Below are 24091 nucleotides of genomic sequence, written 5' to 3'. Positions count from 1 at the left end.
ACGGTTTACGTTTCGCTATCCGTGAAGGTGGCCGTACAGTTGGTGCAGGTGTTGTAGCTAAAATCATCGCGTAATAGCGACTTTAGTGAACACTATAAAAGGAAGCTTAGGCTTCCTTTTTTATTTTTAAAATTTAATAATCAATGCTGGCATTCGTTCATAGAATGTGTAAAATGCGCCGCAGTTGATTGTAAAAAGACTTTTGAAGACTATTTACACAATGGGCTTGATCTTAGAAAGAAGATCTGTATAATTGCCCACTCGCTGACAAGTGTAGCGTAAATTATAATGTTTAACCAAATAGGTTACTCATTTTCACAGCGACTCCGATTGGGAGTCGAACGGTTAAATCATCTCGCTCTGCTTTTCCATTAGGAAGAAGCTAGAGGGTGATTTTTTATATGTCCATTTTAGGAGCTCTGGTCAATGCAGAACCAAAGAATCCGTATCCGCTTGAAAGGCTTTGATCATCGTTTAATTGATCAGTCTACAGCGGAAATCGTTGAAACTGCTAAGCGTACAGGCGCGCAGGTTCGTGGTCCAATTCCACTACCTACTCGCAAAGAGCGTTATACCGTTTTGATCTCTCCGCACGTTAATAAAGATGCTCGTGATCAGTACGAAATTCGTACCCACAAGCGTTTAGTTGACATCGTAGAGCCAACAGAAAAGACTGTAGACGCGTTAATGCGTTTAGATCTTGCGGCTGGTGTCGACGTTCAGATTAGCTTAGGTTAATTGAGATCCTTAGAAGAGGTTTGAGAGATGGCTATCGGTCTTATTGGTCGTAAAGTGGGTATGACTCGCATCTTCACTGAAGATGGTACGTCAATCCCTGTAACAGTAATCGAGATTGCAGGCAACCGTGTTACTCAAGTGAAAACTTTAGAAACTGACGGTTACCGTGCACTTCAAGTGACTACTGGTACCAAAAAAGCCAATCGCATCACTAAAGCAGAAGCAGGTCACTTTGCCAAGGGCGGCGTAGAAGCCGGTCGTGGTTTGTGGGAAATGCGTTTAGCAGATGGTGAAGGCGAAGGCATTGAAGTTGGTGCTGAAATTAATGTTGATATTTTCGCTGAGACAGTGAAAGTAGACGTTACTGGTCAATCTAAAGGTAAAGGCTTCCAAGGCGGTGTTAAGCGTTGGAATTTCCGTACTCAAGATATGACACATGGTAACTCTTTGGCACACCGTTCGAATGGTTCTATCGGTCAGAACCAAACGCCTGGTCGTGTATTCAAAGGCAAGAAAATGTCAGGCCATATGGGTGCTGAGCAAGTAACAACTCAAAATCTACACGTAGTACGTGTTGATGCAGAGCGTAACTTGTTGTTAGTACGCGGCGCAGTTCCAGGCGCTACCAATGGTGACTTGATTATCAAGCCAGCAGTTAAAGCTTAAGGTCTGAGGAGATAGTAATGGAATTGGTATTGAAAGACGCCCAGAGCGCTCTTGAAGTTTCCGAAACTACCTTCGGCCGTGACTTTAACGAGGCATTGGTTCATCAGGTAGTTGTAGCATATGCTGCAAACGCGCGTCAGGGCACTCGTGCTCAAAAGACTCGTGCGGAAGTAACTGGCTCAGGCAAAAAGCCTTGGCGCCAGAAAGGCACAGGCCGCGCTCGTGCCGGTAGTGTTAAAGGCCCAATCTGGCGTGGCGGTGGCGTAACATTCGCTGCTAAAACACAAGATCACAGCCAAAAAGTTAACAAGAAGATGTACCGTGGTGCTCTAAAGAGCATTTTCTCTGAATTGGTACGTCAAGAGCGTTTAGTTGTTGTTGAATCGTTTGGTGTTGAAGCTCCTAAAACTAAAGAGCTGAAAGCTAAACTGAAAGCAATGAACTTAGAAGACGTTCTAATTGTTACTGCAGAAGTTGATGAGAATTTATTCTTAGCAGCTCGCAACTTATACAAAGTTGACGTGCGTGACGTAGCGGGTCTTGACCCAGTTAGTCTAATCGCATTCAACACTGTTCTTGTTACTGCTGATGCAGTGAAGCAAATCGAGGAGATGCTAGCATGATCCGCGAAGAACGTTTGCTAAAAGTTATTCTTGGTCCACATATCTCTGAAAAGAGTACTGTGCTTGCTGAGAAAAACAACACTGTAGTTTTCCGCGTAGCCATCGATGCAACTAAAGCAGAGATTAAAGCTGCAGTAGCGAAGCTATTTGAAGTTGAAGTTGATTCTGTTCGCACTTTAGTTAATAAAGGCAAAACCAAGCGTACCGGTGGCCGTGTAGGTCGTCGTATCGATTGGAAAAAAGCTTATGTTACTTTAGCTGCTGGTGCTGAAATCGATTTCGTCGGCGGCGCTGAATAAGCAAAGGAGAATTATCATGGCAGTTATTAAGTGTAAGCCAACCTCTCCAGGTCGTCGCCACGTAGTTAAAGTGGTGAATACGGACCTGCATAAGGGTAAACCTTTTGCTGGCCTGTTGGCGAAAAAATCTAAAAGTGGTGGCCGTAATAATACTGGCCGTATCACTGTACGCCACGTAGGTGGTGGACATAAGCAGCACTATCGTATTGTTGACTTTAAACGCAACAAAGATGGTATCCCTGCGAAAGTTGAACGTCTTGAATACGATCCAAACCGTACAGCGCACATTGCGTTAGTACTGTATGCAGATGGTGAGCGTCGTTATATTCTTGCTGCAAAAGGCATGAAAGCTGGCGACCCAATCCAATCTGGCTTGGATGCAGAAATCAAGACTGGTAACGCTAGACCGTTACGCAACATTCCAGTAGGTAGTGTTGTACACGCTGTCGAAATGAAGCCTGGTAAAGGCGCTCAAATCGCACGTTCAGCTGGTGCTTATGTACAAGTTGTTGCTCGTGATGGTGCTTATGCAACTCTACGTCTTCGCTCTGGCGAAATGCGTAAAGTTCCAGTAGATTGCCGCGCGACATTTGGTGAAGTTGGTAATGCCGAACACATGCTACGCCAGTTAGGTAAAGCAGGTGCTAAGCGCTGGAGAGGCATACGCCCTACAGTTCGCGGTGTTGCAATGAACCCAGTAGACCATCCACATGGTGGTGGTGAAGGCCGTACTTCTGGTGGACGTCATCCAGTGAGTCCATGGGGTGTGCCGACTAAGGGTTATAAAACTCGTAGCAACAAGCGCACTGATAAGTACATCGTACGTCGTCGTAATAAATAGTAAGAGGATTCGCCATGCCACGTTCTCTCAAGAAAGGTCCCTTCATTGACCTGCACTTGCTGAAGAAGGTAGAGAAAGCGATGGAAGCGGGAGACAAAAAGCCAATTAAGACTTGGTCTCGTCGCTCAATGATCATCCCTAATATGATTGGGTTGACCATCGCTGTCCATAATGGTCGTCAGCACGTACCTGTGTTCGTAACTGACGAAATGATCGGCCACAAGCTTGGTGAATTTTCACCAACTCGCACTTATCGCGGCCATGCTGCAGATAAGAAAGCGAAGAAGCGTTAATACGGGAGGAATAAGATGGAAGTTTTAGCTAAACATCGTTTTGCTCGTACGTCTGCGCAGAAGGCCCGTCTAGTTGCTGATCAAATTCGCGGATTGCCTGTTTCTAAGGCGCTCGAGATTTTGACATTCAGCCCCAAGAAAGCCGCCGTACTAGTAAAAAAAGTACTTGACTCAGCTATCGCAAACGCCGAACACAACGAAGGTGCTGACATTGATGAGCTTAAAGTTGGAGCCGTCTTCGTAGATGAAGGCCCAACAATGAAGCGTATCATGCCACGTGCTAAAGGCCGCGCTGATCGTATCATGAAGCGTACCAGCCACATTACTGTGGTTGTAGCAGATCGCTAGGAGAAGAGAGCAATGGGACAGAAAGTACATCCTAATGGTATCCGTCTGGGTATCACTAAGCCTTGGATCTCTACCTGGTACGCAGATAAGTCAGACTATGCAAATAATCTGAACAGCGACTGGGAAGTGCGTCAATATTTAACTGAAAAGTTAAAAGCCGCATCAGTATCTAAGATTGTCATTGAACGCCCAGCGAAAAGCATCCGCGTTACCATTCACACTGCCCGTCCAGGTATTGTGATTGGTAAGAAAGGTGAAGACGTTGAAGTATTACGTGCACATGTGTCTAAAATCACTGGCACTACTGCTCAAATCAACATCGCTGAGATCCGTAAGCCTGAATTAGACGCTAAGCTCGTTGCTGACTCTATTGCTCAGCAGTTAGAGCGTCGTGTTATGTTCCGTCGTGCTATGAAGCGCGCAGTTCAAAACGCAATGCGCATTGGTGCTCAAGGTATCAAAGTTCAAGTGAGCGGCCGTTTAGGCGGCGCAGAAATCGCGCGTGCAGAATGGTATCGTGAAGGTCGTGTACCTTTGCATACTTTGCGTGCTGATATCGACTATTCAACCGCAGAAAGTCACACGCAGTATGGTGTGATTGGTATTAAAGTTTGGATCTTCAAAGGCGAAGTTCTAGATGGTTTAATTCCAGCTATTGAAGAGCCGAAGCAGCAACCTAAGCGTAAGCCTCGTGGTAAATAGGAGAAACTTTTATGCTGCAACCTAAACGTATGAAGTTTCGCAAGATGTTCAAGGGCCGCAACCGCGGTCTAGCGAACGGTACTGAAGTTAGCTTTGGTACTTTCGGTTTGAAAGCAGTCGGCCGTGGCCGTTTAACTGCACGTCAAATTGAATCTGCACGTCGTGCCATGACACGTCATGTTAAACGTCAAGGACAAATTTGGATTCGAGTTTTCCCTGACAAGCCAATTACCTCTAAGCCTCTTGAAGTGCGTATGGGTAAAGGTAAAGGTAACGTTGAATACTGGGTATGTCAGATTCAACCTGGTAAGGTTCTTTATGAGATGGGTGGTGTTCCTGAATCGTTGGCTCGTGAAGCCTTCGCTTTAGCTTCTGCTAAACTTCCTCTGAAGACTACCTTCGTAACTAAGACGGTGATGTAATGAAAGCGAGCGAACTAAGAGAAAAGAGCGTTGAAGAACTTAACGCTGAATTACTTGGTCTGCTGCGTGAGCAGTTTAACCTGCGTATGCAACACGCTACTGGTCAGTTGACTCAAACGAATCAGTTGAAACTAGTGCGTCGTAACATTGCACGTGTTAAGACCATTATTACTTCTAAGGCAGGTGCGTAATGTCTGATAAAATCCGTACTTTGCAAGGTAAAGTAATTAGCAACAAAATGGACAAGTCTATTACTGTTGCTATTGAGCGCCAAGTGAAACATCCTATTTATGGGAAGTACATTAAGCGTACTACTAAGATCCATGCACATGACGAAACTAATCAGTGTAATGAAGGCGATTTCGTGGCTATTAGCCAGTGCCGCCCTCTATCTAAGACTAAGTCTTGGACACTAGCTGAAGTAGTAACAAAAGCCTAATTTTTATTAGGTTAACGTAAACGGCTCCAGCATTTGGGGCCGTTTGTATTTTTTGCTATGCATTCCAAAAATGTGTGTTATACTTGCGCGCCAATTTTGAGTAAATTATTGCTTGATTTTGGTTCAAAATATACTCCCATAGTGGGATTGTGTAGTAACGATAGCGGAGCACTTGAAATGATCCAAATGCAATCGACTCTAGACGTCGCATGTAACAGCGGCGCACGCAGAGTTCAGTGTATTAAGGTCTTGGGTGGCTCTCATCGTCGTTATGCCGGTATCGGCGACATTATCAAAGTTTCTGTTAAAGAAGCGATTCCTCGCGCTAAAGCGAAGAAAGGTGATGTATATAACGCGGTGGTAGTCCGTACTAAGAAAGGCGTACGTCGTCCAGACGGTTCTGTCATTCGCTTCGATCGGAATGCAGCGGTATTGCTTAACGCAAACCTTGCACCGATTGGTACTCGTATCTTTGGCCCAGTGACACGTGAATTGCGTAATGATAAATTCATGAAAATTGTCTCGCTGGCACCAGAAGTACTGTAAGGAGCTTCAAATGGCAGCTAAAATCCGTCGTGAAGACGAAGTAATTATATTAGCAGGTAAAGACAAGGGTAGCCGCGGTAAGGTTTCTCAAGTTCTACCTACTGGTAAGTTAATTGTTGAAGGCCTCAATCTTGTTAAAAAGCACCAGAAACCTAACCCTCAATTGGGTGTGACTGGCGGCGTTATCGAGAAAGAAGCACCGATTCAAACATCAAACGTTGCGATCTTTAACCAAGCCACAGGCAAGGCAGATCGTGTTGGTTTCCGATTTGAAAACGGCCAAAAAGTCCGTTTCTTTAAGTCGAACAGCGAACTCGTTAAGTAATTTGGAGTAAACGATGGCGAAACTGCATGATAAATATCAAGAGACTGTAGTCGCTGAACTAGCTAAAAAGTTCGGTTACAGCAGTGTCATGCAAGTCCCTCGGATTGAAAAAATCACCCTAAACATGGGTGTGGGCGAAGCTGTTGCAGATAAGAAAGTTATGGAGCACGCGCTCCGTGACATGACTGCAATCGCTGGCCAGAAACCAATTGTAACTGTTGCTCGTAAATCAGTTGCTGGTTTTAAAATCCGTGAAGGCTACCCTATTGGCTGTAAAGTGACCCTACGCGGTGAGCGTATGTGGGAATTTTTAGAGCGTTTAGTTGACATTGCAATACCACGTATTCGTGATTTCCGTGGCTTAAGCGCAAAAGCGTTTGACGGTCGTGGTAACTACGCAATGGGCGTGCGTGAGCAGATCATCTTCCCAGAAATCGATTATGATAAAATCGATAAAATTCGTGGTATGGATATTGTTATCACTACTACTGCGAAGAATGATGAAGAAGGTCGTGCTTTGTTAGACGCTTTTAACTTCCCATTCAAGAAATAAGGGTAGCATAATGGCAAAAACATCTATGAAAGCACGTGAAGCAAAACGTGCGCAGCTCGTAGCTAAATATGCTGAAAAGCGTTTAGCACTTAAGGCTATAATCAGCAGCCCTGCAACTTCTGAAGAAGATCGTTGGGATGCCGTACTTAAGTTACAAGCTCTACCACGTGATTCTAGCGCTGCGCGTCAACGCAACCGCTGTAATCAAACTGGTCGCCCACATGGTTTCCTACGTAAATTCGGCTTAAGCCGTATTAAATTACGTGAAGCAACCATGCGTGGTGAAGTTCCTGGTCTGCGTAAGGCCAGCTGGTAAGCACTTGTCACGGAGTAAGCTAATATGAGCATGCAAGATCCTATTGCGGATATGTTAACCCGTATTCGTAACGGCCAAGCTGCTAACCACGTATCTGTTAAGATGCCTTCAGCTAAGTTAAAAGTAGCAATTGCGAAATTACTTAAAGATGAAGGTTTCATTACTGAATACGCCGTAGCAGATGAAGCTAAGCCTGAATTAGAAATTACATTAAAGTACTTTCAAGGCAAACCAGTCGTTGAGACTATCCAGCGTGTAAGTCGCCCTGGTCTTCGTATTTACAAAGGTAAAGACGAGTTACCAAAGGTGATGGGCGGTCTGGGTATCGCAATTGTGTCCACTTCTAAAGGCTTGATGACTGATCGCGCCGCCCGCCAAAATGGCACGGGTGGCGAGGTTATCTGCTACGTAGCGTAAGGAGCTAGAAATGTCTCGTGTTGCAAAAGCACCAGTCACTGTTCCTGCTGGCGTAGAGGTGACTTTAAACGAACAGACCTTAACTGTTAAAGGCAGTAAAGGAAGTCTGACTCGAGTAATCAACAATGCGGTAAATGTTGTTATCGAAGATGCAGAAGTAAAGTTCCTACCTGTCGAAGGCGTTGCTAACGCTTGGGCTCAGGCTGGTACTGCACGTGCACTAGTAAACAATATGGTTGTTGGTGTATCTCAAGGTTTTGTGAAAAAACTTAAACTAGTTGGTGTAGGTTACCGTGCAAAGATTGCTGGTAGTGACTTAGATTTAACATTAGGTTTCTCACATCCATTAGTACACAAACTGCCCGCAGGCGTTACTGCAGAGTGTCCTAGCCAAACTGAAATCGTGCTTTCGGGCGTCGATAAACAAGAAGTTGGTCAGGTTGCTGCTGTCATTCGCGGATACCGTCCACCAGAGCCTTACAAAGGCAAGGGTGTTCGTTATGACGACGAAGTAGTACGCCGTAAAGAGGCTAAGAAGAAGTAGGTAACGCGATATGGATAAGAAAACATCTCGCTTACGTCGCGCGTTACGTGCACGTAAGAAGATCCAAGAGCTGGGCGTGAATCGTCTGGTTGTACATCGTACACCGCGTCACATTTATGCTCAGGTGATTAATCCTGAAGCTCAGGTGTTGGCAGTTGCTTCAACCGTTGAAAAAGCGGTTAAAGAGCTACTAAAGAGTACCGGTAACGTTGATGCGGCTAAAGCAGTAGGTAAAATTGTTGCTGAGCGTGCGATCGAGAAGGGCGTAGCAACAGTTGCGTTCGACCGTTCTGGTTTCAAGTATCATGGTCGTGTAGCTGCACTAGCAGATGCCGCTCGTGAAGCTGGCCTGAAGTTCTAAGGGGTTATAAAAATGGCTAAATTAGAAGCTCAGCAAAAAGACGATCTGCAAGAGAAATTGATTGCAGTTAATCGTGTTTCTAAAGTAGTTAAAGGCGGTCGTATCTTTAGCTTCACTGCACTAACAGTTGTGGGTGATGGTAATGGTAAGATCGGCTATGGCTATGGTAAAGCGCGTGAAGTTCCAGCTGCTATTCAAAAAGCAATGGAAAAAGCCCGTCGAAATATGGTAACCGTGGAGTTGAATGCAGGTACTTTGCATCACCCAGTTAAAGGTCGCCATACTGGTTCTAAAGTTTATATGCAACCAGCATCACAGGGTACCGGTATTATTGCCGGAGGCGCAATGCGTGCCGTATTGGAAGTAGCAGGCGTTCATAACGTTCTGTCAAAAGCATACGGTTCTACTAACCCGATCAACATCGTTCGCGCAACTGTCGATGCGTTGGTGCACATGAAGTCACCAGCTCAAATCGCAGCAAAACGTGGCCTGAATGTTGATGAAATTCGGGGGTAATGCACCATGGCTACTAAAACTTTAAAAGTCACACAGACTAAAAGCAGCATTGGTCGTTTACCAAAACACCGTGCAACCTTAACCGGTTTAGGCCTACGCCGCATTAATCACACTGTTGAAGTTGAAGATACACCTTCAGTTCGCGGTATGATTAACAAGGTGTACTACATGGTTTCGGTGGAGGAATTAGGATAATGCGTCTAAATACTCTATCTCCAGCAGCAGGTTCTAAATCTGCTCCTAAGCGTGTAGGCCGTGGTATCGGTTCAGGTTTAGGTAAAACAGCGGGTCGTGGCCATAAAGGTCAGAAGTCTCGTTCAGGCGGCGGTGTTCGCGTCGGTTTCGAGGGTGGTCAAATGCCACTTAAGATTCGTTTACCTAAGTTTGGCTTTACTTCGCGTCGCGCTTTGGTTACAGCTGAAGTTCGTGTACTCGAACTAGCAAAAGTTAACGGTGATGTTGTCGATTTGAATGCACTGAAAGATGCGAACGTTATTACTCGCAACATCCAGTTTGCGAAAATCGTTCTTTCAGGTACCATTGACCGCCCAGTGACTGTAAAAGGTCTCAAGGTAACTAAAGGTGCTCGTGCAGCTATTGAAGCTGCCGGTGGCAAGATCGAGGAATAATACGTCGATGGCAAAACCAGGACTTGATTTAAAAAGCGCGAAAGGCGGTTTATCTGAATTGAAAACTCGTCTTCTGTTCGTGATTGGTGCGATTATCGTCTTTAGAGCCGGTTCGTTTGTGCCAATTCCTGGTATTGACGCAGCTGTATTGGCAGAGCTTTTTGCTCAGCAAAAAGATACCATCCTTGGCATGTTTAACATGTTCTCGGGTGGTGCTTTAGAGCGTGCTTCTATCTTCGCATTAGGTATCATGCCGTATATTTCGGCATCGATTATTATGCAGTTATTGACTGTTGTGCATCCTGCACTCGCTGAATTGAAAAAAGAAGGCGAATCAGGACGTAAGAAAATCAGTCAATATACTAGATATGGCACACTCGTGTTGGGTACTTTGCAATCTGTCGGTATTGCAACAGGGTTACCAAATCTGATGCCTGGTCTTGTGGCCAATCCCGGATTTGGTTTTTACTTTGTTGCAGTTGTGAGCTTAGTTACAGGAACTATGTTCCTAATGTGGTTAGGTGAGCAAATTACCGAACGTGGTATTGGTAATGGTATCTCGATATTAATTTTCGCAGGTATTGTTGCTGGTCTACCATCGGCCATCGGTTCAACAGCCGAGCAGGCGCGTCAAGGTGACATGAATGTATTAGTACTACTGTTGCTCGCAGTTATCGTATTTGCTGTAACCTATTTAGTAGTGTTTGTGGAACGTGGTCAACGTCGTATCGTCGTTAACTACGCTAAGCGTCAACAAGGCCGTAAGGTCTTCGCAGCGCAAAGCACCCACTTACCTTTAAAAATAAATATGGCAGGTGTGATTCCACCAATTTTTGCTTCCAGCATTATTTTGTTTCCAGGCACACTGGCTCAGTGGTTTGGTCAAAATGAGTCCATGTCATGGTTAAGCGATTTCGCTTTAGCTGTGTCACCTGGACAACCGCTGTATTCATTATTGTATGCGACAGCAATCATCTTTTTCTGTTTCTTCTATACTGCGTTGGTTTTTAACCCTCGCGAAACAGCGGATAATTTGAAAAAGAGTGGTGCATTCATTCCTGGGATCCGTCCCGGAGAACAGACTTCGCGTTACATTGATAAAGTAATGACACGTTTAACCCTAGCGGGTGCGTTATACATTACCTTTATCTGCTTAATTCCGGAGTTCATGTTAATTGCGTGGAAAGTACAGTTCTATTTTGGCGGTACTTCACTACTAATTATTGTAGTCGTAATCATGGACTTCATGGCTCAGGTTCAGACCCATATGATGTCTCATCAGTATGAGTCTGTGATGAAGAAAGCTAATCTCGTTAACAAAGCAAACTTAGATCGCTTTGGAAAATAAGATTGCTTTTACGGAGTGATGAAATGAAAGTTCGAGCTTCCGTGAAGAAGATCTGCCGTAATTGCAAGATCGTCAAGCGTAGTGGTGTTGTACGTGTGATTTGTGTTGAACCAAAACACAAACAACGTCAAGGCTAAGAAAGAAGTTTGGTCAGCTCAATAATGGGCTGACCAAAATATTGTTTGCAAATCTGTCGTCTGTCGAGTATCCTTTCGGGCTTTTCGCAGATGGCCTTTAACTTTAAGGAGTGCATAGTGGCCCGTATCGCTGGCATTAACATTCCTGATCAAAAGCATACAGTCATTGCTTTGACTGCTATTTTTGGTATTGGACGTACACGCGCTAGAGCAATCTGCGCATCTACTTCAATTGCTGAAGATGCTAAGATCAAGGAATTGAGCGAAGCTCAAATAGATATCCTACGCGAAGAAGTCGCCAAATACACTGTAGAAGGTGACTTGCGTCGTGAGATTTCAATGAACATCAAGCGTCTTATGGATCTTGGTTGTTATCGTGGTCTCCGCCATCGTCGTAGCCTGCCCCTTCGTGGGCAACGTACTAAGACCAATGCGCGCACGCGTAAAGGTCCACGTAAGCCAATCAGAAAGTAACGGGAAGGTAAACCAAAATGGCTAAAGTTCCGTCACGTTCTCCGCGTAAGCGCGTACGTAAACAGGTTGCAGATGGCATGGCTCATATCCATGCGTCTTTCAACAACACAATTGTCACCATTACAGATCGTCAAGGTAATGCGTTGTCATGGGCTACCTCAGGTGGTTCTGGTTTCCGTGGTTCACGTAAATCAACACCATTCGCTGCACAGGTTGCTGCTGAGCGTGCAGGTATTGCTGCTCAAGACTACGGTGTTAAAAACCTTGAAGTTTTCGTGAAGGGTCCTGGTCCAGGTCGTGAATCAGCCATTCGTGCGCTGAACGCTGTTGGTTATAAAATTACTAACATTACCGATGTGACACCTATCCCTCATAATGGCTGTCGTCCACCTAAAAAACGTCGTGTATAACACTGCGTTTATAGGATAGTTGGAGAAAGATCATGGCAAGATACTTGGGTCCCAAGCTCAAGCTCAGCCGCAGAGAAGGTACAGACCTTTTCCTAAAAAGCGGTGTGAGAGCAATCGATTCGAAGTGTAAGCTAGAAACTGCACCTGGACAACATGGCGCACGTAAGCCACGTTTGTCTGAGTATGGTATTCAGTTACGCGAGAAACAAAAAGTTCGTCGTATTTATGGTGTGCTAGAAAAGCAATTCCGTAACTACTACAAAGAAGCTGCACGTCTAAAAGGCAACACTGGTGAAAACTTGTTGCAACTTTTAGAAGTCCGCCTAGATAACGTCGTTTATCGTATGGGTTTCGGTTCTACTCGTGCAGAATCACGTCAGCTAGTAAGCCATAAATCTGTTATGGTTAACGGTCGTGTTGTTAACATTCCGTCATTCAAAGTGTCTGCGAATGATGTTGTAAGCATCCGTGAAAAGTCACGTACTCAAGCTCGTATTAAAGCGGCTTTAGAAGTGTCTGGACAACGCGAAAAGCCTACATGGGTAGAAGTCGACAATGCGAAAATGGAAGGTGCTTTTAAGCGCGTTCCAGAACGTAGCGATTTGTCTGCGGATATTAACGAACAGCTGATCGTCGAGCTTTACTCTAAGTAAAGCTAACAAACAAGAGAGGACACAATGCAGGGTTCTGTTACAGAATTTCTTAAACCGCGTCTCGTTGATATTGAGCAGGTTAATTCAACTCGCGCCAAAGTTACACTAGAGCCACTAGAACGTGGTTTTGGCCATACCTTAGGTAACGCGTTGCGTCGCATCCTATTGTCGTCTATGCCTGGCTGTGCAGTTACTGAAGTCGAAATTGACGGAGTATTGCATGAATACAGCAGTAAGGAAGGCGTACAAGAAGATATCCTTGAGATATTGCTTAATCTTAAAGGATTAGCAGTGACCATCGAGGGTAAAGACGAGGCTTTGCTTACATTAAGCAAGTCCGGCACAGGCCCTGTTACAGCAGCAGATATCACGCATGATGGTGATGTTACCATCGTGAATCCTGATCATGTTATCTGTCACTTGACTGGTAACAATGATATCAGCATGCGTATCCGCGTTGAGCGTGGTCGTGGTTATGTGCCTGCTTCGGCTCGTGCACAAACTGAAGACGATGATCGCCCAATTGGTCGTTTGCTGGTTGATGCTTCTTTTTCACCTGTAGCTCGCATTGCTTATAATGTTGAAGCTGCTCGTGTTGAACAGCGTACTGACTTAGACAAACTTGTGATAGATATGACCACAAACGGTACTATCGATCCTGAGGAAGCCATTCGTCGTTCTGCAACTATTTTAGCTGAACAGCTAGATGCGTTTGTTGAACTACGTGATGTGACTGAGCAGGCTGTTGTAGAAGAGAAACCGGAGTTCGATCCGATTTTGCTGCGTCCTGTCGACGATTTAGAGCTAACTGTACGTTCGGCTAACTGTTTAAAAGCCGAAGCGATTCATTACATCGGAGATCTGGTACAACGCACTGAAGTTGAGTTGCTTAAGACCCCTAACTTAGGTAAGAAATCTCTTACTGAAATTAAGGATGTTTTAGCGTCTCGCGGACTGTCGTTAGGTATGCGTCTAGAAAACTGGCCACCGGCTAGTTTAGCTGACGACCTATAAGTCTCAGGTTAGTACAGATTTAGGTTATAAGGATTAGGTCATGCGCCATCGTAAGAGTGGTCGTCAACTAAACCGCAACAGCAGTCATCGCCAAGCTATGTTCCGTAACATGGCTTGTTCAATAGTTCGTCATGAGATTATCAAGACAACTGTTGCTAAAGCGAAAGAACTGCGTCGCGTTGTTGAACCTCTAATAACACTTGCTAAAGTTGACAGCGTTGCAAATCGCCGTTTAGCTTTCGCTCGTACCCGCGACGCTGAAGTTGTAGGTAAGTTATTTACTGAATTGGGTCCACGCTTCCAGGAACGTCCTGGTGGTTACACTCGTATTCTAAAGTGCGGTCTACGTACCGGTGATAAAGCCCCAATGGCTTACATCGAATTAGTAGGTCGTCCTGAAGCTGCTGAAGCTGTTGAAGTCGAAGCTGCTGAGTAATTAGTTACTCATCGAAAAAACCGAGCCTAGGCTCGGTTTTTTTTACTTTTTTTTGCCTGATTTTATTTTCCAATACTTGCTAGAGTTTGGTTACAAGTTTAAGATTCTCAGTAATTCACGTTGTTCATTTTTTAAAATCATCTCTTTAGTCTTTTGCTACGACACTTCTGCATTCAATACTTCCTGCGATTTAGTGGCATACACCTACTAAGTTTATATCTTGTTTGGTGTATGGGTACCTGAGCAATCAGAGAGTCATATTCCATTCTGTTATGACATAATCATGGCGCGGTAACTTCACCCTAATATCTGTGAGAAATTCGTTTTGTTTTACGTTTTTTATTGATTTATCTCTCGATGTTATTAGTTCAGCTTCATTAAAATGATTACTGATTACTGATTACTGATTACTGATTACTGATTACTGATTACTGATTTACTGGTATCTGTCTGTGGTCTAGGTTTTGTTTTCTCCTAAACAGTTAACCCATAATGTTGCCTAATTTAAGTTGCTCTTGCTGTCGGTTTTTTCGAAACATTTTTAGGGTTTTAAGAAGCTCAATATTGATTATCAGTCTTAACCGACTTTGATTTGATCTAGTCTATTCAAGCAATAAAACCCATTAATGACAAAGACTGTTGAATCAGTACCAATTGCTTTACTCAATGTTGTTGTAAACCTAAGACACAACCGTGTTAGTGATTGATAGAGAAGTGAAGGTCATGCTTGGCGATAGGCTGGTTGTCGCTGTGTAGGCTTTGGGAAGCATCTTATTACAGCTAGTGAAGTTGGCATTAATTGTGGATCAAGTTTTGTTTGCGATTATGCCTCAATATAGGGCTATCTAATGTGCTGTGCTGAGTATAACAGCCACACCCTAGAGAAATTTAAAGCCTTTAAGCTACTGCCTAGTTTACTAGAGTTTCATTGTCGCTAAAGTAGATATTCTTGCTTCGGAGCACAAACGAGTTAAACATGGAAATCTTACCTACCACTACATATCGATCTACTTTTGAATTTGATTGTTTCTGTATCTACATAGTGTGTAAGCATAAAAAAAGCCTCCGAAGAGGCTTTTTTATGCAGTTAAGGGTTATTTTTCTTCAAGCGCTTTTTGACTATAGGTCGGCTTTTCATGCTTTTGTCCCATAGCTTCAGCTACTTCAGGTGGCATATAGTTTTCATCATGCTTGGCAAGCACTTCCGTTGCCGCTAATTTTCCTGATTCTACTAATACACCTTGTGCGACGATCCCTTGACCTTCTCTAAACAAATCAGGTAACAAGTCATCATAAGTCACAACGACACTTCCGCCTGCTGAATCATGTACAGCAAACTCTACATATAAGCTGTCTGGATCTCGATTCATTGAGCCCATTGTAACCATACCGCCTACTCGGATTCGTTGTCCGACTTCAGGCAACACACCTGTGTCGTTTTTGCCGTGAGTAATTTCATATGGAGTATAGAATAAATTCAAATTTGAATTTAGTGCGTATAGCAATAATGAAGTAACGGCTGCAACGCCTGCAATTAATGTCACGGCGAGCGTTAATCTCTTTTTACGTCTTGGATTCACGGTTATTACCTCTTGTTTCTTTCAGGCGTTGTTCACGCGTTATCTTTTTAGCTATTTCAATTAGCACTTTACGCTTTTGTCTAATGCTTAGGGTGATCAATGTTGCCAAGCAGCCAATTGTTACACCATAGGATAACCAAACGTAAAATGCATAACCGCCCATATCTAAAAAATCTTTGAATGAATCAAATTGCATTATTTTGCCTCCTCTGCGGTTGCTAAGTCTCTCACCCAAGGGCGCATACCATTTCGAGCAAGAATTTCTGTTCTATAACGGACGAGGGTAATGGCACCAATCATCATACCAAAACCAACAATGTTTATTAGCAGAGGGTATAGCATATCCGTCGACATGGTAGACTTCTCTGTTATTCTGATGGTCGACGGTTGATGCAAGCTGCTCCACCAATCGACAGAGTATTTAATAATTGGAATATTAATTACGCCGACAATAGCGAGGATACCAGACGCTCTAGCCGCGAGGACTTTGTCTTCAAATGACGCATACAGTGAGATCACGCCTAAGTATAAAAATAATAATACCAATTCTGATGTAAGGCGCGCATCCCATACCCACCAAGCACCCCACATAGGTTTACCCCATGCAGCCCCTGTAAATAATGCAATAAAGGTGATCACCGCGCCTATCGGTGCAATGGCTGCTGCAGCCCAATCAGCCGATTTTATTTGCCAGACTAAACCTATGAATGAAGCAATTGCCATACCCATGTAAGCAGCCATAGACATTGATGCTGCAGGTACATGGATAAAGATGATACGGTAGCTATCACCTTGTTGATAATCGGTTGGGGCAAATAATAATCCCCAAATACTGCCAGTACCGACCATTAATATTGCAAGAATGCTAAACCATGGCAACAAGGTGCCAGACAATTTATATGCCCGTTCAGGGTCTGCGTAAGAATGAAGCCATTTCCACATTAGTTTGTACTCACTCGTAAAGAGGCGCCAATTGCGAAAGGTGCCAAGATTAAAGAACCGACCAACATAGCTGCAAGTATCGCAAGTTGACCATCGTAAGCCATGTTAAGTCCCGCAGCATCAATTGCACTGGTGGCAAAAATGAGTACGGGTATATATAAAGGCAAAATCAGTAAGCTTAGTAGCACTCCACCTTTTCGAAGCCCTACTGTAAGTGCTACACCTATTGCCCCTAGGAGCGACAATATTGGTGTGCCCAATGCTAATGTCAACATTAAGGCACCATAACTATTGCTCTCTAAATGTAATAGTACGGCCAGTAGTGGTGCGACTAAAATCAGTGGTACACCGGTTAGAATCCAATGTGCAAGTACCTTAGCTAATACCATCAATGCTAATGGTTGTGGACTCAGTAGCATTTGTTCTAGGCTACCGTCGTTAAAGTCTGCTTTAAATAAGCGCTCCAACGACAGCATTGATGCTAGTAAGGCCGCAACCCATATAATTCCTGGAGCTACTCTAGTAAGCACCTGAGATTCTGGTCCAATTCCTAGAGGGAAAAGAGTCACCACTAGGATAAAAAATAATAATGGGTTAAAAATATCTCCGCGATGACGAATTGCAATTCTTAAATCACGTTGTAGTAGCGTCATGAATGCTGCGGTGTAGCTGATTCCTCGTTTCATTCAAATACCTTATACAAAGCGATAGTCGAGAGTGATTTTGCGAAGCATAGCATTACTAATAATGCTCATATCCTGATGTGTTGTTAATATCACACATCCACCCGACTCGGCATGTTGAATAAAAAGTTGTTCTAGTTCTTCTACACCTTTTTTATCAATTGCAGTAAAAGGCTCATCAAGGATCCATATTTTACAATTGCTGTATTGTAATCTTGCCAATGCTGTTCGTCGATGTTGCCCTGCGGATAAATGACCCGCAAGCGCCTCTTCAAAACCGGTTAAATTGACTTTGGCCAAAATAGCAGTGGTATCAAAACCATCATAGCCACTGATTCTTAAATTGAAGTTAAGATTTTCTTCTGCAGTGAGCTCACTTTTGACCCCTGCTAAGTGCCCTAGGTACAAGAGGTCATGGTTAAATTCATCCCTGCATCTATTGATGTTTTCACCACAATATTCAACATCTCCTGCATAGGGGCGTGACAAACCTGCAATTATTCGTAATAGACTGGTTTTACCTGCACCATTAGGACCCTCAATTTGGACAATATCACCCGCATTGATATTAAAACTCAGTTCGTCGAATAAAATCCGATCTTCACGAATACAGGTTAATTCGTTGGCACTTAATAGCACTTGTGATTGGTTTGATATGGTCACTTATCCCTCTTATTATGCGTGAGGATGAATTCGAAAAGATATTAACACAAACACTTTTACCGGTTTAGCTTTGTCATGATTAAGTGCTAGCAATTTGATATGGTTCCAAAAAAGAAGATATAGTTTGAACTTTTTTAATGATTGCTAATATATTACCTGAACTACACAGATTGTCTCGATTTAGAGCCTAAGCTGAGATTGTTATCACAAAAAGATGAGTTTTTTTGCTACTTGTAGTAATCTAGCCATTGCTAAAAATGAGTCTGCCTTCTAAATCAAAGGGCAGCGCTAAGCTTGGTATATTTGCAATTAGGAACGATGAATATGAAAAAATTGTTAGTAATGACTGCAGCAGCTGCATTAACTTTGTCTGCAAATGTATTTGCTCAAGAAGGTGAAGCTATTTATAACAAAGCGTGTCAAGTATGTCACAGCATGGGTGTGGCTGGTGCGCCTAAAGTTCATGATACTGCGGCATGGGAACCACGCCTAGCAAAAGGTTTAGATGCCTTAGTGGGTTCGGTTAAGTCTGGTTTAAACGCAATGCCACCAGGTGGCATGTGTACTGACTGTACCGATGATGATTACAAAAACGCAATTCAGTTTATGTCTAAGTAATTTTCAACTAGATCCAAAAACCGGCTTTAATAGCCGGTTTTTTTATGGGTAAATATCGGTAATGTTAAGCTATAACCTTACTGATGCTGCCATTGTTATTGCACTAAGGTATCGAGTGTTAATGTTGCATTATCACCCACCTTGAGCGTTTTTATCGTGCCCTTTAAGTCGCCAGACTGTGGTTTAACACTGCCATTTTTTGACAATACTGCAATGATTTCAACTTCCTGAACTGAACTCAGTTTCACATCCCCCCCCATTGACGTACTGTCATCTAGAGTGATTGTTACCGGTAAGTTACTTGCACTAATTTTAGTCGCCGCCAGCGGCACTTTAGGGCCTTGAGTTGCTCGAGCAAAAATAAACACTGTATCTGAATCAGATACTTTATCAGCTAACTCCGGTGCAATAGTTACTTCAATTTCGACGGTTTTTGCATTACTCGTCACTGCTGACTTTGGTGTTGCATCACCAGACATTGCACCTGATGCTTCATTAAGGCGCATATTCGCTGACTCAATGGCATTCATTAATGCTGTTTTGTCGACATCATTTCGATCGCTGTCTAGGATCATTTGCCAAGCATCGATAGCCTTCTGGTAGTTCGCAGTAAAGAACGCATCCATACCAACGAGAAGCAGTGTTGAGGGATCTTGTGGATCTAATGCTAAAGATTGCTCAATGATGGCTTGAATAGCCGGTGTCATCTGCTGATTCGCTTTATAGTAAAGTGCAGTAGCTTTAGGCCCAAGAAGTTCAGCTTGCGTACCGACTAATTGCATGACTTTATCGAATGCGGCAACGGCTTTATCATATTGGTTAGCAGATATATAAGCATGTCCAAGACTAAACCACGCCTGACTATCCTCTGGCTGTGCTTCCACTTTAGCTTCCATCATTTGTACGCGTTGCGACATGATTTGTGCTGTGTCCATACCTTGATGTGGATTGCTTGCTTGGGGAGGATTCGCTAATTCTTGATAAGCACCGAGGTGTTGATATAAGTAACCTGAAATGGCCAATATGCACAGGGTCATAAAAGCAGGCCATAAGGCGCTCTTTGATTTCATTTCTACGTCAAGAGAATCGTCACCTTTTTGGCTCATGTCTTGAAGTAGATTTATCTCTAGTTCTTTTTTTAATGCCTCAAATTCGACTTGGTCTAATAGATCGTCATTCAATTCCTTTTCAAGAATGGTTATACGTTCGGCAAAAAGTTCAAGGTTAGTTTGTCTACGAACACCAGACTCTTCAGCTCGCAATAGCTTTTGTTGACGAAAATGTGGAACCCAAATCATGATTAGGCCAATAAGTACGACAAGCGCAATAAATATCCAAAATGTGGTCATTGTTTCAATATTCACTTTTAGGTTAACAGAGAAAGCGGCTATACCGCAGTGCTTGGAATCTTGATTATACGGAAAGATTATTAATTGAATAGTAATATAAGGAAGATATGAATCCAAATCCTGAGAGTTGCGTACTGGTTCACAGATTGAATTGTTTGTCTTACTAATAGCGAAACTTTGTTAAGGTAATTGTGTCAGACAGGTTGTCATAAATTTTCGTTTTGATTGAATAGATGCTCATAATGAGACTAGTGACCCAATTTTGTACGAAAATGGCAGACAGAAGCCATCGCAAGTTCTAAAATGCGTTAAAATTCGTTTAAGCTAATGTGCGTATATTAGTTTCACCGCATTAAATAGTGCTACCGTGATTTGTCTGTTTCAGATCCGCTAATTTTTTAGACTAAGGAATACCCATGATTCCAGAACTTGGACATTTCTCGCTAATTCTCGGTTTGGCTTTTGCCTTACTGCTAGCTAGCGTGCCGTTATATGGTTCCGCCCGTAAAGACCAGTATCTCGTTCGTTATGCCTGGCCACTAACATACGGAATGTTTTTTTTCATCAGTCTTTCGGTTATTGCGTTAGGGTATAGTTTCGCTGTCGATGATTTCTCTGTGGCTTATGTCGCACATCATTCTAATTCTCAACTTCCAATATTCTTTAAAATTGCGGCAGTGTGGGGCGGGCATGAAGGGTCACTATTATTCTGGGTATTTGCGTTGTCTGTATGGACCGCATCGGTAGCCTTATTTAGTAAGGGATTAGAAGAAGTCTTTACTGCAAGGGTGTTATCAGTATTGGCGATGATTGTTGTCGGTTTCAGTTTATTTATGATCCTAACATCAAGTCCATTTGAACGGATCTTCCCTATCCCGCTAGAAGGCCGAGATTTAAACCCAATGTTGCAAGATGTGGGCTTAATTTTCCATCCGCCAATGTTGTATTTGGGGTATGTTGGTTTCTCGGTCTGTTTTGCTTTTGCTATTGCGGCTTTAATGAGTGGCAGACTTGACTCCGCTTGGGCTCGTTGGAGTCGTCCTTGGACATTAGCGGCATGGATATTTTTAACCGGTGGTATTTCATTAGGTTCTTGGTGGGCATATTACGAATTAGGTTGGGGCGGTTGGTGGTTCTGGGACCCAGTTGAAAACGCATCATTTATGCCTTGGTTAGTGGGTACCGCTTTAGTGCACTCATTAATTGTGACCGAAAAGCGTGGCGCATTCCGTAACTGGACCGTACTACTGTCTATTTTTGCTTTCTCTTTAAGTTTACTCGGTACCTTTATTGTACGTTCAGGCGTACTTACTTCAGTGCATTCTTTTGCAGCAGATCCAAGCCGTGGTTTGTTTATCTTGTTGTTGCTAGGTATTGCCATTGGTGGTTCATTAACTTTGTTTGCCTTCCGTGCAAGCGAAATGAGTAGCCCAGCTCGATTTGAGCTTAAATCGAAAGAAACCATGTTGTTAATTTGTAATGTGCTTCTGACTGTTTCAGCTGGTACTGTTTTATTGGGTACCTTGTATCCTTTACTCATTGACGCTCTAGGCATGGGTAAGATTTCTGTTGGTCCTCCATATTTTAATGCGGTATTTGTACCTATCGTGTTAGTGCTATTTGGCTTTATGGGAATTGGTCCAATTATTCGCTGGAAAAAATCTAAGGCCGGTGAAATTAAAAGACAGTTACTCATTCCAGCCATTATTGCTTTAGTTGTTGGGGTAGCGGCGCCATTTGTTGCTGGTGGTCAGTTTAATGCTTGGGTAATGTGCGGTGTCGCCGCGACAACATGGATCATGCTATCAACTTTCCGTGCCGCTTATAATATGGTGAGCAATAAAGAGGGTGGCATCAGTCTTAACCGAATCGGGCGTAGTCAGCTCGGTATGCTCTTTGCCCACTTTGGTATCGCGGTATCGGTAATGGGGGCAACAATTGTCTCTAATTATTCGATCGAGAAAAGCGTACGCATGGGGCCTGGAATAAGCCAAGAACTAGCAGGTTATACATTTAAGTATTTAGAAACTAAAAATGTCGTCGGTCCTAACTATACTGCGCAACAAGGTCAAATTGAGATTTATAAAGATGATGAATTTATCACTTTATTAAAACCTGACCGTCGTCAGTACAATGTGCGCACTATGGATATGACTGAAGCGGGTATTGATTGGGGCTTGTTCCGTGACTTATATGTCACTATGGGCGACCCAATTAATTTAACTGAGTTTGCTGTGCGTCTTAACTACAAGCCGTTTGTACGTTGGTTGTGGTTTGGTTCGATCTTTATGATGATTGGTGGCTTCTTAGCAGCATCAGATAAACGTTATCGTGTGAAGCAAGTTGCTACAGAAGAAGCAGTAAAAGCAAAATTAGCGACAGCTTAATTAACTCGGAGACATTATGAAGAAGTTTGTACTGTTTATACCTTTGGTTATATTTTTAGGTATGGGCGTGTTTTTATATCAAGGATTATTTCTCAATCCTAAAGTGCTCGATTCTGCATTAGAAGGAAAGCCTGTCCCGGCTTTCCAGCTCGAGCGTTTGGAAGTACCTAGTGAAGTCTTGACTGAGAAAGATTTGCCCGCAAAAGTATTGATGTTGAACTTTTGGGCGACTTGGTGTCCAGCATGTAAATATGAACATCCTTATTTAATGATGTTATCTAAGCGTAATTTGTTACCTATATACGGTATCAACTATCGTGACGAACGAGCATTAGCTGTCAAAGAGTTAACGACTCAAGGCGATCCATACACGGTTAATATCTATGATAAGGATGGTCGCTTGGGCCTCGACCTTGGGGTTTATGGCGCACCAGAAACCTTCATTGTTGATCATAACGGTATTATTCGTTATCGCTATGCTGGTCCCATTGACCAAACGGTTTGGACACAAACCTTGTATCCGATGATCCAGCAATTACAAGCTGAAGCAAAACTTGATGGGGCATCGTAATGAAATGTATATTTAAAATGATGTTGGCTTGTACTAGTTTACTTTTTTCTCTGAACGTATTGGCTACTCCAGTCGATACCTATGAGTTTAAATCAGTAGATAATCAGCAAAGGGCCTTGTCACTCGCACATCAGTTGCGTTGTCCACAGTGCCAGAATCAAAACTTAGTCGATTCAAATTCTCCTGTTGCGCAAGATTTACGTCTTGAAGTCTATAAAATGGTAGATAATGGCAAGTCAGACTCAGACATCATCGAATTTATGACTAGTCGCTACGGTGACTTTGTTTTGTATAATCCTAAGTTAGACTCGAAAACCTATCTTTTATGGCTTGGTCCATTCGGGTTACTTATTTTGGGACTGTTTATTGGCTTTATCTTTGTGCGAAAACAACGGATCCAAGCAACAGAATCGACAACTTTGTCGGCAGAGCAGCAAGCCGAATTAGATGCGTTATTAAATCGTAATAAAGCGGCTAAATAACAGATTGGAGTATTAACTTTGAAACAGTGGTTTGCGTTTATCTTCACTAGCTTCTTTCTTATGGGTATTGCAAGTGGTGTTAATGCATATCCCGGCATGCAAGCTGCGGCTGAGCAAACCACTGATTCAACGCTTGAGCGAATCAATATATTGCCGCAGCCATTCCCGGTAGCGCTAGTCGATTTTAGCGATATCGTTGGTGAGCCGGTTAACTTTGACCAATATAAGGGCAAAGTCGTCGTTATTAATCTTTGGGCTACTTGGTGCCCACCTTGCGTAAGAGAACTTCCAGCACTCAATCGATTAGATCAAACTCTAGATGCTGCACATTTTGCACTATTACCTATTTCGATTGATGCTGAAGCCGTGGCTATTGTGCAACCATTTTTAGAATCTCTTGGTTTACCCACATTTAACTCGTATTTTGATCCGCAACAACGACTACGTGATGTTTTCCCGCTGGATACCATTCCTGCGACATTTATCTTAAATGAACAAGGTGAGCTGGTGGCTTATGTGCGTTCTTATGTCGATTGGGATGATAAAAATGTCATTAGCTTTCTTGAACAGTTTCGTAAAGGCACTAAAAAAGTACAATAAATAGTCATAATATGACTTAAAATACGAAAAAGGATCGCTTTTGGTGAAAAGATCGCCAAGCGATCCTTTTTTGTTTAAAAAGGCCTTGCACAAAATCTTGTGGTGCCTATAATGCGCATCCACTGACACGGCAGACAGCGAAAGCGGTTACCGAGTTAGGTTGAAT

General features: G+C 43.2%; 40 protein-coding genes. 34 read left to right on the top strand and 6 right to left on the bottom strand.

Annotated features, from left to right (window positions below; genetic code table 11):
• The 29 genes from GW828_RS19095 to rplQ all read left to right on the top strand — a co-directional run.
• Positions 1-74, top strand: a 74-nt coding sequence (locus GW828_RS19095; protein WP_202932829.1) for an EF-Tu C-terminal domain-related protein, incomplete at its 5' end; no start/stop codon positions are given.
• Between the two features lie 352 nt (positions 75-426).
• Positions 427-738, top strand: coding sequence for a 30S ribosomal protein S10 (gene rpsJ, locus GW828_RS19090; RefSeq protein WP_011635639.1), 312 nt, complete (start codon positions 427-429; stop codon positions 736-738).
• 27 nt (positions 739-765) lie between these two features.
• Positions 766-1404, top strand: coding sequence for a 50S ribosomal protein L3 (gene rplC, locus GW828_RS19085; RefSeq protein WP_101033710.1), 639 nt, complete (start codon positions 766-768; stop codon positions 1402-1404).
• 17 nt (positions 1405-1421) lie between these two features.
• Entirely contained in the window at positions 1422-2027 is a 606-nt protein-coding gene (gene rplD / locus GW828_RS19080; RefSeq protein ID WP_011635641.1) for a 50S ribosomal protein L4, read from the top strand.
• Positions 2024-2326 carry a 50S ribosomal protein L23 gene (rplW, locus tag GW828_RS19075; protein ID WP_011635642.1) on the top strand — a complete coding sequence of 101 codons (303 nt, stop codon included), beginning with the start codon at positions 2024-2026 and terminating at the stop codon, positions 2324-2326. Before rplD ends, rplW begins: the two co-directional genes overlap by 4 nt.
• 16 nt (positions 2327-2342) lie before the next feature.
• Complete coding sequence (gene rplB, locus GW828_RS19070) at positions 2343-3167, top strand: 50S ribosomal protein L2 (protein ID WP_124017691.1); 825 nt, start codon at positions 2343-2345, stop codon at positions 3165-3167.
• 14 nt (positions 3168-3181) lie between these two features.
• Positions 3182-3460: a 30S ribosomal protein S19 gene (gene rpsS, locus GW828_RS19065; protein ID WP_006083596.1), complete on the top strand. Its 279-nt coding sequence runs from the start codon at positions 3182-3184 to the stop codon at positions 3458-3460.
• Between the two features lie 15 nt (positions 3461-3475).
• Positions 3476-3808, top strand: a complete 333-nt coding sequence (gene rplV, locus GW828_RS19060; RefSeq protein ID WP_011635644.1) for a 50S ribosomal protein L22 — start codon at positions 3476-3478, stop codon at positions 3806-3808.
• Positions 3809-3820: 12 nt separating this feature from the next.
• Positions 3821-4510, top strand: a complete 690-nt coding sequence (gene rpsC / locus GW828_RS19055; protein ID WP_124017690.1) for a 30S ribosomal protein S3 — start codon at positions 3821-3823, stop codon at positions 4508-4510.
• Positions 4511-4521: 11 nt separating this feature from the next.
• Positions 4522-4932: a 50S ribosomal protein L16 gene (gene rplP, locus GW828_RS19050; RefSeq protein ID WP_124017689.1), complete on the top strand. Its 411-nt coding sequence runs from the start codon at positions 4522-4524 to the stop codon at positions 4930-4932.
• The gene (rpmC, locus tag GW828_RS19045; RefSeq protein WP_006083592.1) at positions 4932-5123 is read left to right on the top strand and encodes a 50S ribosomal protein L29; all 192 of its coding nucleotides are present in this window, start codon (positions 4932-4934) and stop codon (positions 5121-5123) included. The genes rplP and rpmC overlap by 1 nt, the downstream gene beginning before the upstream one ends.
• Positions 5123-5371, top strand: a complete 249-nt coding sequence (gene rpsQ, locus GW828_RS19040; protein ID WP_124017688.1) for a 30S ribosomal protein S17 — start codon at positions 5123-5125, stop codon at positions 5369-5371. Before rpmC ends, rpsQ begins: the two co-directional genes overlap by 1 nt.
• Before the next feature lie 177 nt (positions 5372-5548).
• Positions 5549-5917 (top strand): 50S ribosomal protein L14, encoded by a 369-nt coding sequence (gene rplN, locus GW828_RS19035; protein ID WP_011635649.1) that lies wholly within the window; start codon positions 5549-5551, stop codon positions 5915-5917.
• Between the two features lie 10 nt (positions 5918-5927).
• Positions 5928-6242 (top strand): 50S ribosomal protein L24, encoded by a 315-nt coding sequence (rplX, locus tag GW828_RS19030; RefSeq protein WP_124017687.1) that lies wholly within the window; start codon positions 5928-5930, stop codon positions 6240-6242.
• A gap of 13 nt (positions 6243-6255) precedes the next feature.
• The gene (gene rplE, locus GW828_RS19025; RefSeq protein ID WP_011635651.1) at positions 6256-6795 is read left to right on the top strand and encodes a 50S ribosomal protein L5; all 540 of its coding nucleotides are present in this window, start codon (positions 6256-6258) and stop codon (positions 6793-6795) included.
• Between the two features lie 10 nt (positions 6796-6805).
• On the top strand, positions 6806-7111 hold the full coding sequence (rpsN, locus tag GW828_RS19020; protein WP_011635652.1) for a 30S ribosomal protein S14: 306 nt from the start codon (positions 6806-6808) through the stop codon (positions 7109-7111).
• 24 nt (positions 7112-7135) lie between these two features.
• Positions 7136-7528 carry a 30S ribosomal protein S8 gene (gene rpsH, locus GW828_RS19015; RefSeq protein ID WP_124017686.1) on the top strand — a complete coding sequence of 131 codons (393 nt, stop codon included), beginning with the start codon at positions 7136-7138 and terminating at the stop codon, positions 7526-7528.
• A 10-nt stretch (positions 7529-7538) separates the two neighbouring features.
• Positions 7539-8072, top strand: a complete 534-nt coding sequence (gene rplF / locus GW828_RS19010) for a 50S ribosomal protein L6 (RefSeq protein WP_124017685.1) — start codon at positions 7539-7541, stop codon at positions 8070-8072.
• Between the two features lie 10 nt (positions 8073-8082).
• Positions 8083-8433 carry a 50S ribosomal protein L18 gene (gene rplR / locus GW828_RS19005; RefSeq protein ID WP_011635655.1) on the top strand — a complete coding sequence of 117 codons (351 nt, stop codon included), beginning with the start codon at positions 8083-8085 and terminating at the stop codon, positions 8431-8433.
• 12 nt (positions 8434-8445) lie between these two features.
• Positions 8446-8949: a 30S ribosomal protein S5 gene (rpsE, locus tag GW828_RS19000; RefSeq protein ID WP_011494651.1), complete on the top strand. Its 504-nt coding sequence runs from the start codon at positions 8446-8448 to the stop codon at positions 8947-8949.
• Between the two features lie 6 nt (positions 8950-8955).
• Positions 8956-9144, top strand: a complete 189-nt coding sequence (gene rpmD, locus GW828_RS18995; protein WP_011635656.1) for a 50S ribosomal protein L30 — start codon at positions 8956-8958, stop codon at positions 9142-9144.
• The gene (rplO, locus tag GW828_RS18990; RefSeq protein WP_124017684.1) at positions 9144-9578 is read left to right on the top strand and encodes a 50S ribosomal protein L15; all 435 of its coding nucleotides are present in this window, start codon (positions 9144-9146) and stop codon (positions 9576-9578) included. The genes rpmD and rplO overlap by 1 nt, the downstream gene beginning before the upstream one ends.
• A 7-nt stretch (positions 9579-9585) precedes the next feature.
• Positions 9586-10926 carry a preprotein translocase subunit SecY gene (gene secY / locus GW828_RS18985; RefSeq protein ID WP_101084805.1) on the top strand — a complete coding sequence of 447 codons (1341 nt, stop codon included), beginning with the start codon at positions 9586-9588 and terminating at the stop codon, positions 10924-10926.
• 23 nt (positions 10927-10949) lie between these two features.
• On the top strand, positions 10950-11063 hold the full coding sequence (gene rpmJ / locus GW828_RS18980) for a 50S ribosomal protein L36 (protein ID WP_006083579.1): 114 nt from the start codon (positions 10950-10952) through the stop codon (positions 11061-11063).
• A 117-nt stretch (positions 11064-11180) separates the two neighbouring features.
• Complete coding sequence (gene rpsM / locus GW828_RS18975; RefSeq protein ID WP_011635660.1) at positions 11181-11537, top strand: 30S ribosomal protein S13; 357 nt, start codon at positions 11181-11183, stop codon at positions 11535-11537.
• 17 nt (positions 11538-11554) lie between these two features.
• Positions 11555-11947, top strand: coding sequence for a 30S ribosomal protein S11 (gene rpsK, locus GW828_RS18970; protein WP_011635661.1), 393 nt, complete (start codon positions 11555-11557; stop codon positions 11945-11947).
• 32 nt (positions 11948-11979) lie between these two features.
• Entirely contained in the window at positions 11980-12600 is a 621-nt protein-coding gene (gene rpsD, locus GW828_RS18965) for a 30S ribosomal protein S4 (RefSeq protein ID WP_124017683.1), read from the top strand.
• Positions 12601-12624: 24 nt separating this feature from the next.
• The gene (locus tag GW828_RS18960; protein WP_011635663.1) at positions 12625-13614 is read left to right on the top strand and encodes a DNA-directed RNA polymerase subunit alpha; all 990 of its coding nucleotides are present in this window, start codon (positions 12625-12627) and stop codon (positions 13612-13614) included.
• A 40-nt stretch (positions 13615-13654) separates the two neighbouring features.
• A complete protein-coding gene (gene rplQ, locus GW828_RS18955) occupies positions 13655-14050 on the top strand; it encodes a 50S ribosomal protein L17 (RefSeq protein ID WP_011635664.1) in 396 nt (131 codons plus the stop codon).
• A 1094-nt stretch (positions 14051-15144) separates the two neighbouring features.
• On the opposite strand, the gene ccmE is transcribed toward rplQ, so the two are convergent.
• From ccmE to ccmA, 5 genes are read right to left on the bottom strand one after another with little or no spacing between them, the layout of a single operon-like run.
• Positions 15145-15630: a cytochrome c maturation protein CcmE gene (gene ccmE / locus GW828_RS18950; RefSeq protein WP_273060076.1), complete on the bottom strand. Its 486-nt coding sequence runs from the start codon at positions 15628-15630 to the stop codon at positions 15145-15147.
• Entirely contained in the window at positions 15614-15826 is a 213-nt protein-coding gene (ccmD, locus tag GW828_RS18945) for a heme exporter protein CcmD (RefSeq protein ID WP_124017680.1), read from the bottom strand. Before ccmD ends, ccmE begins: the two co-directional genes overlap by 17 nt.
• Positions 15826-16572 (bottom strand): heme ABC transporter permease, encoded by a 747-nt coding sequence (locus GW828_RS18940; protein ID WP_124017679.1) that lies wholly within the window; start codon positions 16570-16572, stop codon positions 15826-15828. Before GW828_RS18940 ends, ccmD begins: the two co-directional genes overlap by 1 nt.
• On the bottom strand, positions 16572-17258 hold the full coding sequence (gene ccmB, locus GW828_RS18935) for a heme exporter protein CcmB (protein ID WP_124017678.1): 687 nt from the start codon (positions 17256-17258) through the stop codon (positions 16572-16574). The genes GW828_RS18940 and ccmB overlap by 1 nt, the downstream gene beginning before the upstream one ends.
• 9 nt (positions 17259-17267) lie before the next feature.
• Positions 17268-17918, bottom strand: a complete 651-nt coding sequence (gene ccmA / locus GW828_RS18930; protein WP_124017677.1) for a cytochrome c biogenesis heme-transporting ATPase CcmA — start codon at positions 17916-17918, stop codon at positions 17268-17270.
• A 324-nt stretch (positions 17919-18242) separates the two neighbouring features.
• On the opposite strand from ccmA, the gene GW828_RS18925 reads away from it, so the two are divergent.
• Positions 18243-18536, top strand: coding sequence for a c-type cytochrome (locus GW828_RS18925; protein ID WP_124017676.1), 294 nt, complete (start codon positions 18243-18245; stop codon positions 18534-18536).
• A 95-nt stretch (positions 18537-18631) separates the two neighbouring features.
• Here the strand turns inward: GW828_RS18925 and ccmI are convergent, their stop codons facing one another.
• On the bottom strand, positions 18632-19885 hold the full coding sequence (gene ccmI / locus GW828_RS18920; protein WP_273060073.1) for a c-type cytochrome biogenesis protein CcmI: 1254 nt from the start codon (positions 19883-19885) through the stop codon (positions 18632-18634).
• A gap of 416 nt (positions 19886-20301) precedes the next feature.
• Between ccmI and GW828_RS18915 the strand changes: the two genes are divergently transcribed.
• The 4 genes from GW828_RS18915 to GW828_RS18900 are packed head-to-tail and all read left to right on the top strand — an operon-like array spanning position 20302 to position 23925.
• Entirely contained in the window at positions 20302-22272 is a 1971-nt protein-coding gene (locus GW828_RS18915; protein ID WP_124017674.1) for a heme lyase CcmF/NrfE family subunit, read from the top strand.
• 16 nt (positions 22273-22288) lie between these two features.
• Positions 22289-22843 carry a DsbE family thiol:disulfide interchange protein gene (locus tag GW828_RS18910; RefSeq protein ID WP_124017673.1) on the top strand — a complete coding sequence of 185 codons (555 nt, stop codon included), beginning with the start codon at positions 22289-22291 and terminating at the stop codon, positions 22841-22843.
• Entirely contained in the window at positions 22843-23325 is a 483-nt protein-coding gene (gene nrfF, locus GW828_RS18905) for a heme lyase NrfEFG subunit NrfF (RefSeq protein ID WP_124017672.1), read from the top strand. The genes GW828_RS18910 and nrfF overlap by 1 nt, the downstream gene beginning before the upstream one ends.
• Before the next feature lie 60 nt (positions 23326-23385).
• Positions 23386-23925, top strand: coding sequence for a TlpA family protein disulfide reductase (locus tag GW828_RS18900; RefSeq protein WP_124017786.1), 540 nt, complete (start codon positions 23386-23388; stop codon positions 23923-23925).
• Positions 23926-24091: the final 166 nt, after the last annotated feature.

It is taken from the genome of Shewanella vesiculosa, assembly GCF_009994065.1.
GTDB classification, from domain to species: Bacteria; Pseudomonadota; Gammaproteobacteria; order Enterobacterales; family Shewanellaceae; genus Shewanella; species Shewanella vesiculosa.
The sequence above is the reverse complement of the archived record's forward strand: the minus strand, read 5'-3'. Positions and strand labels throughout refer to the sequence as shown.

Bases quoted from the DNA above. Each gene is read 5' to 3' on its own strand.
- rpmJ (WP_006083579.1), top strand. From the start codon at position 10,950: ATGAAAGTTCGAGCTTCCGTGAAGAAGATCTGCCGTAATTGCAAGATC.
- ccmB (WP_124017678.1), bottom strand. From the start codon at position 17,258: ATGAAACGAGGAATCAGCTACACCGCAGCATTCATGACGCTACTACAA.
- rpmD (WP_011635656.1), top strand. From the start codon at position 8,956: ATGGCTACTAAAACTTTAAAAGTCACACAGACTAAAAGCAGCATTGGT.
- rpsH (WP_124017686.1), top strand. From the start codon at position 7,136: ATGAGCATGCAAGATCCTATTGCGGATATGTTAACCCGTATTCGTAAC.
- secY (WP_101084805.1), top strand. From the start codon at position 9,586: ATGGCAAAACCAGGACTTGATTTAAAAAGCGCGAAAGGCGGTTTATCT.
- rpsS (WP_006083596.1), top strand. From the start codon at position 3,182: ATGCCACGTTCTCTCAAGAAAGGTCCCTTCATTGACCTGCACTTGCTG.
- rplE (WP_011635651.1), top strand. From the start codon at position 6,256: ATGGCGAAACTGCATGATAAATATCAAGAGACTGTAGTCGCTGAACTA.
- GW828_RS18960 (WP_011635663.1), top strand. From the start codon at position 12,625: ATGCAGGGTTCTGTTACAGAATTTCTTAAACCGCGTCTCGTTGATATT.
- GW828_RS18940 (WP_124017679.1), bottom strand. From the start codon at position 16,572: ATGTGGAAATGGCTTCATTCTTACGCAGACCCTGAACGGGCATATAAA.
- rplF (WP_124017685.1), top strand. From the start codon at position 7,539: ATGTCTCGTGTTGCAAAAGCACCAGTCACTGTTCCTGCTGGCGTAGAG.
- rplW (WP_011635642.1), top strand. From the start codon at position 2,024: ATGATCCGCGAAGAACGTTTGCTAAAAGTTATTCTTGGTCCACATATC.
- rpsQ (WP_124017688.1), top strand. From the start codon at position 5,123: ATGTCTGATAAAATCCGTACTTTGCAAGGTAAAGTAATTAGCAACAAA.
- ccmD (WP_124017680.1), bottom strand. From the start codon at position 15,826: ATGCAATTTGATTCATTCAAAGATTTTTTAGATATGGGCGGTTATGCA.
- rpsD (WP_124017683.1), top strand. From the start codon at position 11,980: ATGGCAAGATACTTGGGTCCCAAGCTCAAGCTCAGCCGCAGAGAAGGT.
- nrfF (WP_124017672.1), top strand. From the start codon at position 22,843: ATGAAATGTATATTTAAAATGATGTTGGCTTGTACTAGTTTACTTTTT.
- rplB (WP_124017691.1), top strand. From the start codon at position 2,343: ATGGCAGTTATTAAGTGTAAGCCAACCTCTCCAGGTCGTCGCCACGTA.
- rplP (WP_124017689.1), top strand. From the start codon at position 4,522: ATGCTGCAACCTAAACGTATGAAGTTTCGCAAGATGTTCAAGGGCCGC.
- GW828_RS18915 (WP_124017674.1), top strand. From the start codon at position 20,302: ATGATTCCAGAACTTGGACATTTCTCGCTAATTCTCGGTTTGGCTTTT.
- rpsE (WP_011494651.1), top strand. From the start codon at position 8,446: ATGGCTAAATTAGAAGCTCAGCAAAAAGACGATCTGCAAGAGAAATTG.
- GW828_RS18900 (WP_124017786.1), top strand. From the start codon at position 23,386: ATGGGTATTGCAAGTGGTGTTAATGCATATCCCGGCATGCAAGCTGCG.
- rpsN (WP_011635652.1), top strand. From the start codon at position 6,806: ATGGCAAAAACATCTATGAAAGCACGTGAAGCAAAACGTGCGCAGCTC.
- rplX (WP_124017687.1), top strand. From the start codon at position 5,928: ATGGCAGCTAAAATCCGTCGTGAAGACGAAGTAATTATATTAGCAGGT.
- rplQ (WP_011635664.1), top strand. From the start codon at position 13,655: ATGCGCCATCGTAAGAGTGGTCGTCAACTAAACCGCAACAGCAGTCAT.
- rpmC (WP_006083592.1), top strand. From the start codon at position 4,932: ATGAAAGCGAGCGAACTAAGAGAAAAGAGCGTTGAAGAACTTAACGCT.
- GW828_RS18925 (WP_124017676.1), top strand. From the start codon at position 18,243: ATGAAAAAATTGTTAGTAATGACTGCAGCAGCTGCATTAACTTTGTCT.
- rpsJ (WP_011635639.1), top strand. From the start codon at position 427: ATGCAGAACCAAAGAATCCGTATCCGCTTGAAAGGCTTTGATCATCGT.
- rplC (WP_101033710.1), top strand. From the start codon at position 766: ATGGCTATCGGTCTTATTGGTCGTAAAGTGGGTATGACTCGCATCTTC.
- rpsC (WP_124017690.1), top strand. From the start codon at position 3,821: ATGGGACAGAAAGTACATCCTAATGGTATCCGTCTGGGTATCACTAAG.
- GW828_RS18910 (WP_124017673.1), top strand. From the start codon at position 22,289: ATGAAGAAGTTTGTACTGTTTATACCTTTGGTTATATTTTTAGGTATG.
- rpsK (WP_011635661.1), top strand. From the start codon at position 11,555: ATGGCTAAAGTTCCGTCACGTTCTCCGCGTAAGCGCGTACGTAAACAG.
- rplO (WP_124017684.1), top strand. From the start codon at position 9,144: ATGCGTCTAAATACTCTATCTCCAGCAGCAGGTTCTAAATCTGCTCCT.
- rplD (WP_011635641.1), top strand. From the start codon at position 1,422: ATGGAATTGGTATTGAAAGACGCCCAGAGCGCTCTTGAAGTTTCCGAA.
- rplN (WP_011635649.1), top strand. From the start codon at position 5,549: ATGATCCAAATGCAATCGACTCTAGACGTCGCATGTAACAGCGGCGCA.
- rplV (WP_011635644.1), top strand. From the start codon at position 3,476: ATGGAAGTTTTAGCTAAACATCGTTTTGCTCGTACGTCTGCGCAGAAG.
- ccmI (WP_273060073.1), bottom strand. From the start codon at position 19,885: ATGACCACATTTTGGATATTTATTGCGCTTGTCGTACTTATTGGCCTA.
- rplR (WP_011635655.1), top strand. From the start codon at position 8,083: ATGGATAAGAAAACATCTCGCTTACGTCGCGCGTTACGTGCACGTAAG.